The 13,100-nt window shown below is 42.6% G+C and carries 13 protein-coding genes; 7 read left to right on the forward strand and 6 right to left on the reverse strand.

Features of this window, described 5'->3' with window-relative positions; genetic code table 11:
- Positions 1-23 precede the first annotated feature (23 nt).
- Positions 24-1,268 (reverse strand): MgtC/SapB family protein, encoded by a 1,245-nt coding sequence (locus tag ACFQ2T_RS10715; protein ID WP_379034245.1) that lies wholly within the window; start codon positions 1,266-1,268, stop codon positions 24-26.
- A 313-nt stretch (positions 1,269-1,581) separates the two neighbouring features.
- Here ACFQ2T_RS10715 and ACFQ2T_RS10720 point away from each other — a divergent pair, with 313 nt between their 5' ends.
- The 5 genes from ACFQ2T_RS10720 (at position 1,582) to ACFQ2T_RS10740 (ending at position 7,217) form a co-directional block, all read left to right on the forward strand.
- Positions 1,582-2,526, forward strand: a complete 945-nt coding sequence (locus tag ACFQ2T_RS10720) for a DnaJ C-terminal domain-containing protein (RefSeq protein ID WP_379034247.1) — start codon at positions 1,582-1,584, stop codon at positions 2,524-2,526.
- Between the two features lie 109 nt (positions 2,527-2,635).
- Positions 2,636-2,818, forward strand: a complete 183-nt coding sequence (locus ACFQ2T_RS10725; protein WP_379034249.1) for a chaperone modulator CbpM — start codon at positions 2,636-2,638, stop codon at positions 2,816-2,818.
- Between the two features lie 99 nt (positions 2,819-2,917).
- Positions 2,918-3,607 (forward strand): BON domain-containing protein, encoded by a 690-nt coding sequence (locus ACFQ2T_RS10730; protein ID WP_379034251.1) that lies wholly within the window; start codon positions 2,918-2,920, stop codon positions 3,605-3,607.
- A 176-nt stretch (positions 3,608-3,783) separates the two neighbouring features.
- A complete protein-coding gene (locus tag ACFQ2T_RS10735; RefSeq protein ID WP_379034253.1) occupies positions 3,784-6,138 on the forward strand; it encodes a phosphoketolase family protein in 2,355 nt (784 codons plus the stop codon).
- Positions 6,120-7,217 carry an acetate/propionate family kinase gene (locus ACFQ2T_RS10740; RefSeq protein WP_379034255.1) on the forward strand — a complete coding sequence of 366 codons (1,098 nt, stop codon included), beginning with the start codon at positions 6,120-6,122 and terminating at the stop codon, positions 7,215-7,217. Before ACFQ2T_RS10735 ends, ACFQ2T_RS10740 begins: the two co-directional genes overlap by 19 nt.
- Positions 7,218-7,482: 265 nt before the next feature.
- Here ACFQ2T_RS10740 and ACFQ2T_RS10745 read toward each other — a convergent pair whose 3' ends face one another.
- Positions 7,483-7,677, reverse strand: a complete 195-nt coding sequence (locus ACFQ2T_RS10745) for a hypothetical protein (protein WP_379034257.1) — start codon at positions 7,675-7,677, stop codon at positions 7,483-7,485.
- A 405-nt stretch (positions 7,678-8,082) separates the two neighbouring features.
- Between ACFQ2T_RS10745 and ACFQ2T_RS10750 the strand changes: the two genes are divergently transcribed.
- Positions 8,083-9,216: a sensor histidine kinase gene (locus tag ACFQ2T_RS10750; RefSeq protein WP_379034259.1), complete on the forward strand. Its 1,134-nt coding sequence runs from the start codon at positions 8,083-8,085 to the stop codon at positions 9,214-9,216.
- A 349-nt stretch (positions 9,217-9,565) separates the two neighbouring features.
- Here ACFQ2T_RS10750 and ACFQ2T_RS10755 read toward each other — a convergent pair whose 3' ends face one another.
- A complete protein-coding gene (locus ACFQ2T_RS10755; protein ID WP_379034261.1) occupies positions 9,566-9,943 on the reverse strand; it encodes a DUF6232 family protein in 378 nt (125 codons plus the stop codon).
- A 470-nt stretch (positions 9,944-10,413) separates the two neighbouring features.
- A complete protein-coding gene (locus tag ACFQ2T_RS10760; RefSeq protein ID WP_379034263.1) occupies positions 10,414-11,040 on the reverse strand; it encodes an HAD family hydrolase in 627 nt (208 codons plus the stop codon).
- Between the two features lie 453 nt (positions 11,041-11,493).
- Between ACFQ2T_RS10760 and ACFQ2T_RS10765 the strand changes: the two genes are divergently transcribed.
- The gene (locus ACFQ2T_RS10765) at positions 11,494-11,994 is read left to right on the forward strand and encodes an SRPBCC family protein (protein ID WP_379034265.1); all 501 of its coding nucleotides are present in this window, start codon (positions 11,494-11,496) and stop codon (positions 11,992-11,994) included.
- A 96-nt stretch (positions 11,995-12,090) separates the two neighbouring features.
- On the opposite strand, the gene ACFQ2T_RS10770 is transcribed toward ACFQ2T_RS10765, so the two are convergent.
- Positions 12,091-12,621 carry a cytochrome b gene (locus ACFQ2T_RS10770; protein ID WP_379034267.1) on the reverse strand — a complete coding sequence of 177 codons (531 nt, stop codon included), beginning with the start codon at positions 12,619-12,621 and terminating at the stop codon, positions 12,091-12,093.
- 37 nt (positions 12,622-12,658) lie between these two features.
- Positions 12,659-13,072 (reverse strand): hypothetical protein, encoded by a 414-nt coding sequence (locus tag ACFQ2T_RS10775; protein WP_379034269.1) that lies wholly within the window; start codon positions 13,070-13,072, stop codon positions 12,659-12,661.
- Positions 13,073-13,100: the final 28 nt, after the last annotated feature.

Genomic DNA, 13,100 nt, shown 5'->3' on the forward strand with positions numbered 1-13,100 from the left:
CCAGATTATCTATTTAGTAAATTTCATAAGGTAAACGACCATCCCAGCCAAGTAAATATTACTTGAATCAGCAGCCCCAAACTTACTGGCTGCCAAAACTGTCTAGTACCTTTCATAATTGCCATAAAAGCTTTGGTGAGTGAGTTGACTGAGAATGCAACCAGGATCGGAATCACGGCACTGCTTGTAGCCAACTTACCTGTCGCCACTAATGTTGCCACTGCGACCGTCGGTGCGTGCACATCGGCTAAGCCAGTAACAGCTGAAATAGCAATTAAACCTGCTAGACCAAACCAGTCTTTGATTACAGATGAAATTATCAGCACTATTGCAATCATTGAAGCCAACAATAGCGCAGTCGTTGGCCTAAACATTTTAGTTGGCTGAGTGATCATGTCGGATGTATTTTCATGAAATGATTTAATGCTCATTAATAACCCATAGACGGCTATTGATATTCCACTAAAAAGTAGTGGCCATGCGAGTGCAAGAAACGTGGGTGGGTTTACGAGAAGAAGAAGTATGGCCAACAGCAAAACGGTAGCGAGGCTTGATAATGTTGCACCTGCAATCGCACCACTCATTAAAGTCGGTGTTTCTATTGCACGCTCAGCCATGGTCGTAACGGTAGCGATGCTTGAAATGAATCCTGATAACAACCCGACGATTGGTAGGCCTATGCGCTCACCTAGCACTCGTAATAAAACATGACCGAGTGTTCCAACGACCATGACCAAAATGACAATCAGCCAAAGGTTTCTGGGATTGATTGCGTTAAATGGCCCAATAAAATCATTGGGTACCAAAGGCAAAATGATTACTGTTGATGCTGCTAGAATTAAAAAGTCGTTTAACTCCTCCCTAGACACAATACTCAATATAAAACCATGAATAGTGTCTTTTGCAGCGAGTAAAATTGCCATCATAACTGCAATTGATGCAGCCAAGTCGGGTGCACTTATGCATAGACCGCCTAGGATCACAGAAAGAATTAGGGCTATTTCAGTAGTAATTCCCGGATGTTCGGTTAATTGTTTGTAGTATGCAATTGCTGCAAACACTAATACACATAATATAGCTACAACAAAAAGCCAAAAGTGAATAAACGCTGTCACCGCTCCTAACAGTGTTGCAATCGTAAACGTGCGTATTCCCTCGGAAGATTTGCCTAACCCAGCACCTTTATTTCTCTCTCGCTCAGCCCCAATAAGTAAACCGATACCCAGGGCAATAGTAAAGTTTAAAAAAACCAAGCTATCAAAATTCATCAATTTTTCTAGACTTCCATTTGTTATGTGCTGTTTGTTTAAGATTTCGACGTACCTTCGTATTTAAGATACTTACATTAAGAATAGGAAGCTTGAGATGAAATGTCGGTATGGTGGCGTACATAGTGAAATGTGAATTATGCGTGACTTTTAGTAACTAGCGAACTGACATGTGTGCGGTATAGCACAGCAATAATCCAGCAAAAGTGCAGAATTGAGATTTATTACAACATAGGTCGCGGCATGCTGATTAACTTGAAGTCTTTGGTCTCCTATCGATGCGATATGCGTGAGCGATGTAGGTGGACATTCCATGAAGTTTAAGGATTATTACGAAGTTTTGAATGTTGCAAAATCTGCAACTGACGTTGAAGTTAAGGCCGCCTACCGCAAACTGGCTCGTAAGTATCACCCCGATGTTAGTAAAGACCCGAATGCCGAGGACAAATTTAAAGAGCTAGGCGAAGCTTATGCGGTACTAAAGGACCCTGAAAAGCGTGCAGCCTATGACCAAGTTGGGACGGGTTCTAAGCATGGACAAGAATTCACTCCTCCACCAAACTGGGATGCAGGCTTCGAATTTAGCGGAAATGGTTTTGGCAATAATTCTAATACTTACAATAGTGAGTTTTTTGAGGAAATTTTTGGGCGCCAAGCCAGAAACCAACAAAATCAAAACAATCATGCAAAAGGACAAGATCATCACGCAAAGGTCATGATTGATCTGGGTGACTCATATTCTGGTGCCAAGAAAAGCATTTCGCTTAAATTGCCAGTTCAAGACGGTAGCGGCCGCATGGGAATGCAGGATCGAACACTAGATGTGACTATCCCCAAAGGCATTTACGCCGGTCAGCATCTTAGATTAAGTGGTCAAGGATCACCTGCCATGGGTACAGGCAACGCCGGGGATTTATATCTGGAAATAGCATTCAAGCCAAATGTACGATACCGTACTGAGGGTCGAGATGTCTACATGGATTTACCTGTCACCCCATGGGAGGCGGCTCTAGGCGCTACCATCAGCCTGCCAACGCCAGATGGCTCGGTCGAGCTTAAAATCCCCCTCGGATCAAATTCCAACCGTAAATTGCGCCTCAGGAAACGAGGTATCCCTGGAGTGGAGCCCGGGGATTTATATGTTGTAACGACAATTGTTACTCCCCCTGCGGATACTGAAGAAGAAAAAGCAGCTTATATTGCCATGGCAAATGCATTTCATTTTGATCCCAGACTGCACTTTCAGGAAAAGGTATGACTATTTTTAGTGTACGAAGCGTAACTTCCATGGTCGTTGAGGATGAAATTCAAATGTCGTTGATTGAGTTGTGCAAGGCTGCGAATACTAACATTCCACTTGTTACTGAATGGGTTTAGAGGGCATACTCATCCCTGATGGACGTTCTCCAGCAGAATGGATATTTAGCGGAGATTCACTCAACCGTGCAAAAAAAGCGATGAGATTGATGCATGATCTTGAGATAAATACATCTGGCGTCGCCATGGTAATTGAACTGTTAGATGAGATATCCCGGCTGAGAAGAAACTGACTCGGTTGATTTCTACTTTAAATCAAGAAGAACTGAAATTACTTCTGCAAGCAATTGAATATGTGGACCAACGCACAGAAGCCTAAGCTAGATTGGCTCATGATTGAACTCCTGCAATTGATTGGAATAAATATTATGAAAACAGATACTCAGTTAAAGCACGATGTCGCAGCAGAGCTCAAGTGGGATAGCTCAGTAAACGAAAATGAAATTGGTGTTGAGGTTAAAGATGGCATCGTCACCTTATCTGGGCATGTAGGTAAGTATTCAGAAAAGTGGGCGGCAGAGCGTGCTGCACAAAAGGTTCAAGGTGTAAAAGCATTGGCAATTGATTTGGATGTCAAGTTATTAGGGGCTAATAATCGAAATGATACTGACATTGCACGCACTGCTAAAAATGTTCTCGACTGGACGACAGACTGGCCAAAAGATCAAGTAAAGGTGATGGTGGAGGATGGCTGGATTACTTTAACAGGTCAATTGGACTATGAATATCAACGTCAGCGTGCATTCTCTAACGTGCATTATTTAATGGGCGTTACCGGTGTGAGTAATCAAATTACGCTAAAGCCATTTTTATCAAAGAGCAGTGTTCAATCAGTGATTGAAGCAGCCTTAAAAAGGAGAGCTTTGACAGACTCCCAAGAAGTAGTGGTAACGGTCGATGGTGACAAGGTTAACCTTTCTGGCGTAGTACATAGTTGGTCAGAGCGCGATATGGTCAGTGACTCTGTACGCAACACTCCGGGCGTTTCCGAAGTTAGCGACAATATCACTGTTGCATATTAACTTTCAAAAGTCACAAAAATCTCCCTTATAAGTCGCTATAAGCGGCTTTTTTATTGCTTATCAGGTGCTGCTTTGAATAGACGTCTTATATCTGAATCTGTGACGCCAAAATCAGACTTCTCTGACAGTGAGTGAATATACGGTTTGCCTACACTGAATTAACGGTTGGAGTATGTATGCACAAAAGAACAGCTCGAAAGCACCACGAATTTGCTCTGATAGATAAGTATTGGCGTGCCGCTAATTACTTATCAGTGGGACAAATATACTTGTATGAAAATCCCCTTTTAAGACGATGTCTAGAAGCCAGTGATGTTAAACCAAGGCTACTTGGACATTGGGGAACTACGCCTGGCTTAAATTTTGTATATGCGCATTTAAATCGAGTGATTAAACACCATGATCTCAACATGATATTTGTCACAGGGCCTGGTCATGGAGGGCCCGCAGTAGTAGCAAACACTTATCTAGAAGGTACATATAGCAAGGTTTACCCGGAAATTCCTCAAAACGAACAAGGCATCCAAAAACTGTTCAAGCAATTCTCTTTTCCAGGAGGCATCCCAAGCCATGCTTCGGCACAAACGCCAGGGTCAATAAATGAGGGGGGAGAATTAGGCTATGCTCTGTTTCATGCTTATGGGGCAGCCTTCGATAATCCTGGATTAATTGTTGCCTGTGTAGTTGGCGATGGCGAAGCGGAAACCGGTCCTATGGCTACTTCATGGCATTCAAACAAATTCCTCAACCCAAAGACTGATGGAGTTGTACTGCCAATTTTGCATCTGAATGGTTTCAAAATTGCCAACCCTTCGATTCTAGCTCGTATTGGTCATAATGAATTAAGGAAGCTATTTGAAGGTTACGGCTATAAGCCATATTTTGTTGAAGGCGATCAGCCTGAGGAAATGCATCGGTTAATGGCAAAAACTCTGGATAAAGCGATATCCGACATCCAGGCAATTAAGAAGAAATCAAAAAACGAAGATTCACCCAAACGGCCATCTTGGCCTATGATTGTTCTACGCACACCAAAGGGCTGGACTGGTCCGGAACGAGTAGATCATAAACCATCGGTCGGCTCGTTTCACTCGCATCAAGTCCCATTCAGCGAGGTCCATGAAAATCCTGAACATCTCAAACTGCTAGCAAATTGGTTAGCGTCCTATAAACCTGAAGAGCTTTTCGACAATGAAGGAAAACTGTTTGATGAGATTGCATCAATGGCCCCTTCAGAGCAGCGCTGCATGGGCGCTAATAAGCATGCCAATGGCGGGATCCTTTTAAGAGAGCTTGATCTACCGGCCTATCAGGATTATGCAGTTTCCATTAAAAAACATGGTGCTCCCTTCATTAGCTCTACTGGTGAACTGGGTAAGTATTTGGCAGCTGTCATGCAACGCAATCAGGGGCATTTCCGGGTCTTCTGTCCAGATGAGTTACTGTCCAATCGATTGGGCGCACTCTTCACAGTTACTGACCGCCAGTGGATGGGTGAAAATCACCCCAATGATGAACATATGTCTACCCAAGGCGGTGTAATGGAAATCTTGTCTGAGCACGCCTGTGAGGGATGGCTGGAGGGTTATTTACTGACTGGAAGGCATGGTTTATTCGCCTGTTATGAGGCGTTTATCCATATCATTGATTCCATGCTGAACCAGCACGCTAAATGGTTGAAAGAGTGTAGGGACATTCCCTGGCGTGAACCTATTTCCTCGCTCAATATCCTGCTCACTTCTCATGTCTGGCGCCAAGACCACAATGGCTTCTCTCACCAAGACCCTGGTTTTATGGATCATGTCGCCAATAAGAAGCCGGAAATTGTGCGGATCTATCTTCCGGCAGATGCAAATACTTTGATAACCGTCGCTGACCATTGCCTTCGTAGTCGCGATTTGATTAATGTGATTGTGGCGGGCAAACAACCTCAGCAACAATGGCTGGATATGGAGTCTTCGACTGCGCATGCCAAAGCCGGTGCAAGTATCTGGAAATGGGCAAGTAATGATGATGGAAATCCTGATGTAGTGATTGCCAGTGCGGGTGAAATTCCTGCGTTGGAATCACTCGCCGCCGTGTCAATTCTAAAAAAACATTTACCCCAACTCAAAGTGCGGTACGTTAATGTTGTAGACCTCATGAGCCTGCTGCCGAAAGAGATTCACCCACATGGATTAAGCGACCTCCTTTTTGACGATTTATTTACCACAGACAAACCGGTGATTTTTGCTTTTCATGGCTATCCCGGCTTGATACACCGTTTTGCTTATAACCGAACTAATCATCACAATTTCCATGTGTATGGTTTCCAGGAAGAAGGGACCACAACCACGCCATTCGATATGGTAGTGCTTAACAGGCTGGACAGATTTAATCTGGTAAAAAGTGTTTTACGCAGAATGCCAGACCCGGAAACTTACACCGAACTCAATACGCTTATGGATAGCAAGCTGTCAGAGCATAGCCAGTACATTGCCGAGCATGGGGAGGATATGCCGGAGATTCAAGAATGGATATGGGAAAATTAAATCCGACTGTGCTGGCGATCAATGCTGGCTCTTCAAGCCTGAAGGCAAGTTTGTTTAGGGCAAATGGCCCACGTCAGGACTTTCGTTATCACGTTCAGGCCTCAGCAGATGATCATCATTTAAAGCTTGCCTACAACCAGCTTTTTAAAGATATCGAACACGCTAGTGTAGATATTATCGCGCATCGTTTTGTGCACGGGGGAGATATTCCTGAGGACTACCGACACTTGGATAATGAAGAGTTGTTGCGACTGAAAAACATCACCCCATTGGCGCCATTGCACTTGCCAGCCAATCTGCTTGGAGCCGAGATCTGCGCTACCCATTTTGATAGCCCCCAAATTGCGTGTTTTGATACGGCGTTTCATCATCAGTTACCCGACATTGCCAAAAGGCTCCCGATTCCATCGGCAGAAAACATTCACCGTTATGGTTTTCATGGCATCAGTTATGCTTACCTTGTGAGTCAGTTACCTTCTATGATTCCACACAGAGCCAACCAGAAAGTGATTCTTGCACACTTGGGGTCAGGCTCAAGTTTATGTTTAACCATTGACTGCAAATCGGTAGATACAACTATGGGATATACACCTTGTGGAGGAATACCCATGGCAACAAGATCTGGGGATTTAGATCCAGGCGTAATGATTGAGCTGTCTAAGCGCTATGATTCGGTATCTCTTTCCGATATGGTAAATCACAAAATGGGCCTTATATCTCTTTCAAACGGGGAAAGTAGTGATATGTCAGAACTGATAGTGAGTAAAACTGAAATAGCCCAATTTGCGGTTGATTACTTTTGCTATCAAATTACTGGCGCAATCGGCAGCCTGGCTGCAAAAGCGGGCGGCATTGATGGACTAGTATTTAGTGGCGGTATTGGTGAACATTCACCAATCATACGAGCTAAGATTTGTGAATCTCTAAATTTCCTCAATCTAAAAATAGAGCATCACCTAAACTTAGAAAACGCACAACTCATCAGTATGGCAGAGAGTCTTCCTATCTGTCGAATAGCCACCGATGAAGAGTTAATGATGTTCAATTATGCAAAGGAATATATGCATGTAATTAGCTGACTAACGACCATGGCATTGGAATATGCAAGAGAAACACGAAAGCAAAAAACACAATGCAAACATAGATTTGCCTATGATGAAATAACTTAATAAATCAGGCACCTATCAGGAAAAGAAGCAGTGACAAGATGCCGACAGAAAAACATCCACAAAAAATGCTGCATTAATGTTATGGCATTCTCGACTCAGCGAAAATATGAATAGACAAAGTGCGTTAACGCACGGCTATGGCTCAAGACGTGCGGCTACTTGCAAGCCAGGGGCTTTATCTAACTGGTTCTCTAGCTAACTTCTGTGCTTCATCAATCAGAGTGATCTGTGCTCCACTTAATGCGGCAGCATGAGTGATTTCCAAGAGTTTTTTAGCGGGAATGCTATTGACGTTTAAAGTAAACCCCAACCCCGCATTCGCCATTATCAGTAACTCTTCCGTGGTTTTATACTCTAGTGTATTCGCCATATTTCTACTCCAAATCGTTAACAACATCACAAAATAGTGACATGAATTGAATTTCTGTTAAATGCATACTAGGCTGAAATTACTGTAGGAAACGTTATAGGTGAAATGCTAAGCCATTGACCTAAATCCCATTTGGACGATTGAATCAGACTTCCCACAACAAGCCAACATAACGGCCAACATTTACCACCGGGATTAACTTTTATAAGCCAGCGTTTGATGCTTGTCTATGGTTCACTACGTGCGAGTGTGAAAAGTGTGTTTTTCTAATTTCGGGGGGGGGGGTGAAAAGCGAGATTGAACCCAAACTTTAAATCTGCACAAACAATGAATACAAGTGTTCTTGATTAGGTGTATGCTGAGTAACAGCCACTCTCAACGGCAATCCCTCAGCGGGAAAAGTATATGCAAAACCCAATCCGCCTAAGTGACTTTATTAATCAAAATATGGAAGTGATCTTAACGGGTTGGGAAGAGTTCGCCCGGACCATTAATCCTCCCGCCTTAACGATGGATAGCACATCACTTAGAGACCATGCAGAATTGATGCTAAATGCTATAGCTAAAGACTTGGATAAGCCTCAAACTCGAAAAGAGCAATCTGATAAATCTAAAGATCTGGCTCCCAGAAATCCAAACACTTCTCCTGCAGAACAACATGCAGAGGCAAGGTTACTGTCAGGCTTTACTATAGGGCAATTATTTTCTGAATATCGAGCATTGCGTGCCAGTGTTTTACACCTTTGGCATGAGAGTTCTAAAGAAGGTCTAGTTAGTAATCCGGAAGATATAACACGCTTCAACGAGGCGATTGACCAGGCAATTGCCGAATCTCTGTCGCGCTACTCTAAACTACTCAAAACTTCGCAGGATATGTTCTTGGCAATATTAGGCCATGACCTTCGCAACCCCTTATCAACTACAAGCATTTCTGCAATGGCATTAATGCGTTTCGAGAATGTGAGCGATAAGATCGTTTCCACTGCCACAAGAATATATAACAGCTCGCAGCGGATGAGTATGCTTATCAATGACCTTATGGACTACTCCCGTACCCAGCTAGGTAAAAAGCTTCCTGTGACTTTGAAGCCTTCAAATCTTGCTAAAATTTGTGCTGATATTGTTGAAGAGCAGCAAATTGCCAATCCTGAACACTTGATTGTGTTGTCAATGGAAGGTTCGTTTGACGGTAAGTGGGATGACCAACGCATCGCCCAGGTGTTCTCTAACTTGCTTGGAAATGCGATTCAATATGGCGTAACCTCAAGTCCTGTTCAAGTTCATCTTTCATCATCACAAGATGCGGTCTTTATCAAAATTAATAATCAAGGCCAACCAATTCCGCCTCATAAAATTCAATATATTTTCGACCCTCTGGTTCGACATGAAGAAAATGCGGAAACTATTTATGCATACAAATCCAGTTTAGGACTTGGCTTATATATCTCTAAAGAAATCGTGCTAGCGCATAACGGCTCTGTCAATGTGAGCTCATCGGCGGCTGATGGGACTACTTTTGAAATCGAATTGCCCCGTTAAGACTTCTCATCTTTATCAACGAATCATTGAATCAGATTCTCTAATTTTAATGGTTCTGCATTACTAGGGTTGATGGTTTTGATTGTTTGAAAAAGTCTTTTACATTGCATTAATGCCAATCGACCAAAGTATTATTGATTGATATCCATGGTTTTTCTTGCTATTGAATATTGCGCGTTAAATCCTTGCCAATGAAGTGCAGGTGCTGCCTGATGATTAGTGGCTCACCTTTTCGTGGAAAAGAATCTTCAAACTCCTTCTACCTATTATGTGAGTAATTTCGAAGAATTGGTTATTTAAAACCACTAAAATGGGCAATGACTTATATTGCCATTTATGGCCAGATACTTTATTGGGGTGACTTCTTTGATGCGATTGCCACATTCAGTGCGGACAGGACAATTTCCAAATCTAAAATATCTTTACCAACCAAGGCATGAATATTTCCTGCAGAAGTGTGAATAACAACTGCGTATTTTGGAGTCGTCAAGAACCAGCAGGTTGCACTATATATAATGGATATAACACCGACGAGTGGCAGGTTGCCAGTCCCTGATAGAAGTCCCAAACCGCCAAATAAAGATATCTTAGCAAAACTTAAATCTGGCTTTAGCTCTTTAGATTCAACTGAGGTCACGTTCTGGATGTATATGGCTTTGCCATTCACAATGAATCGACTGTCACAAACACTGATGCCTTGATGGCTGAAGAAAATGGTTTCTTCCATCTTTAACCTCAAACTTATTTGGCCAACGATTTAACGTTATATTACTATATGATAACAATAGATAACAACAGCGTTTAGATAGTTAGTCTATACAGGGTGAGGCATTTTTTAATATCTGTGAGGTTATAGATTTCAAAGGCTGGTGAGGTCAGGTAGACAGAAATTATGTGATATAAAGGATGCACCCACATCAATATAAAGGTCAATGAGAAAGGTGAACCTCTCATTTGACTGTGGGAAGGTGCCGACGAAACACTTTTAAAATTGCGCAAGCAAAAAGAGTGTGTCGAAACATACTCAAATCTGGAGAAATTAAATATATTGCAGTCTCAGCTATCAAGTTGTACTCAGTAACAACCAGAGCAAGATTCAGTGTTGCCTTCCTTTATGATGGGGACTTTAAAAGTCTCAATGGTGTGCTAGTAGCAGACTATATTAGGTCTCATTGGATATAAAAATATTGTTCGCAGTTAGACAGTCGGGGGCAATTCAATACCAAATGTTTTTAGTTGTACTCGCAGGTCCTTAGCGCCTTGGAAGTGAATACCATTAATGCCTTGAGCATTAGCAGCTTTTACATTTTTAACTGAATCATCAATAAACGCTGTTGAACTTGGATTCAACTGGTAACGTTCGATAATTAGTTTGTAGATTGCTGGGTCAGGCTTCATGATCTTTTCACGGCCAGATACTACGATACCCTCAAACCAACTTAGAAAATGAAATAGCTCTTCTGCTACCGGGAAGCTTTCGTGAGACCAGTTGGTCATCGCTAACAAGCGGATATTCATCTCTCGTAGTTGCTGAAGAATAACCACAGTCTCTTCAATTGGCCCTGAAATCATTTCTGTCCAACGATCAACGTAAGCTCTGATGTTTGCTTCATGGGCAGGATGTCTTCCGATAGCTTCTGCAACAGCATCTTCCCATAGTCCGCCTTTATCTTGTCGCTCATTCCATTCCGCGTGGCAGACCTCAGTCAGAAAGTATTCCATTGCGGCTACATCATCACCAAAGATCTGCTTATACAGAAAACGCGGGTCCCAACGAATCAAAACATTTCCGAGGTCGAAAATGATGGTATCTACGACTTGCAAACTATACTGCTCCTACTAAATACTGCTGCTAACCTTGTACCTCATTTTCGGTTCTGGCACTTCAATATGGTGTTTTCTATGCGGGGTCTGATAAAAGTAGAGGTGGAATTATATTTGCAGGAGTAATCTTGGCGACTGTACTAAACTCTCTAGGAATGATGCCCGGAGTTTTGATTTCATTTCTTGATGCTAAGGTCATTTGCCTGTAATCATAATCGGGAAAATTTCCCGTATTTATGCGGTGATAATCCTGATTCGAAACTGTAGTCCATGCTGCATAGTAGCTACCAAGGGCTACACGCCACTAGGACCAATACAGATACTTCATTCATTTATCTATATCGGGGCGCTGTACCCTTACCGCATACGATTAATCTGCATATTGATCTTGCTGAAGAGGCTTCGAGAAATCGGAGCCTTTTGACTTTCTACATTATTCAAAAGGATAAAAAAATGAACAAGTTATTTTTGGCCGGACTGCTTTTTGCAGGGGTTTTGTCCAACAATGTATGGGCAGCTAAACATTTGAAAGCTGAGGAGTCGATTGAGATTAATGCAAAGGCAGGCGACGTTTGGGCAAAGGTCAGTAATTATGGCGATTTGGGTGCATGGCACCCCGCTGTAAAGTCGACTGAAATTATTGAAGGCAAGAGCAACGAAAAAGATGCAGTGCGTGTGTTGACATTGCAGGATGGTGGCACCATCAAGGAAAAGCTGGAATTTTACAGCGCAGCCAGGAAGAGGTATTCATACACGATACTGGAAGGTGTATTGCCGGTGAGTGACTACCGTTCCACTATCTCAGTGAAAGCGATTTCAGCAGACAAAACTAAAGTAACATGGCGCGGAAAATTTCAATCCACTGGTGCTTCAGATGAAGATGCCTTGAAAACAATTTCTGGTGTTTACAGAGGCGGCCTGGATAACCTGAAGAAAATCTCAGAAGCTAAATAAATTATAAAACGCAACAGTTTGAGATCACCTGACGACTTGAAGACCGCTCCCTGGGAGCGGGAGCTCGTCGGGTACCCAAAAGCCTTTTTCTATTCATTAATGGTCTTCAACTAAGCCAAATATCTGATGATAGATGGCTGCACTAATGTGGATAGCGAATAAGGGATAAATCATGACCGAAATTAAATAGTGAAGGCCTAATATCGTGTCGTGAATGGGGGAGGCTTTTCCAAGCAAAGCCGGTAATTCAAACAGATCGAAAAAGTGGAATGTTTCGCCGCCAGTCAGCAACATCAATACCCCTAAAATACATTGCGCAATGATGATGAGATAGATGGACCTGTGAAGTGAAACTGCCAGCAGTTTTTGCCAGCTTTTGATGCTGTAAGAGTAAATAGGGTTTGGATTCAGGTTTCGCCATGTCAACCTGGCAATCATCAGCATGAGCAGCATGATACCGATTGAAGAATGCAGGGATATCAATTGCAGTTTTTCAGGGCCGGGAGATTGATCTGCAAACTGGCTGGCAACCACGATGATGGTTAATAGCATCGCAACACTGGACCAATGCAGAATCCTGGCGATCAAACCATATTGTGTATGCGAGTTTTTAAGATCAATGCCCATAGCGGTTACTCCCTAATTTTATAGCTTTGCTCTAGACTCAATTTTTGAGGGAGTATCTGAGCACTTTGATGGCAGCCATCCCATAGCCAAAAGTGGTTAACGATAATGTGGTGTAGAGGAACAGGATATAAGGCAATGAATGGATTTTGGGGTCAATCGCCAAAATTAGAAAGGCTGTTGGATTGCCGACTGAACCCAATGCCATGGGCCAAACCACAAACTTGGGCAATCTGATTTTTGACGCGTAAAAACCTAGTAAAAGCATGGTCATCATCAAGTAGTCCAGGTGCCCGGATAGAAGGTTTTGAGTGCTGGTGAATATGTTAAGCATGTAAGGAATTTTCATGCCGCGCGTCATTACCAGGCACCATGCAAGCACCAGACCGATAAGCAATGTAATACAAGCTGTTCTCAGTAAAATCACATTACCGGCATGTTTATCTTCGTTCATTTTATTTCCCCTTGAAATCTTTATTTAA

Origin of the sequence: Methylophilus flavus (assembly GCF_042678905.1) — a bacterium.
Lineage (GTDB): Bacteria > Pseudomonadota > Gammaproteobacteria > Burkholderiales > Methylophilaceae > Methylophilus > Methylophilus flavus.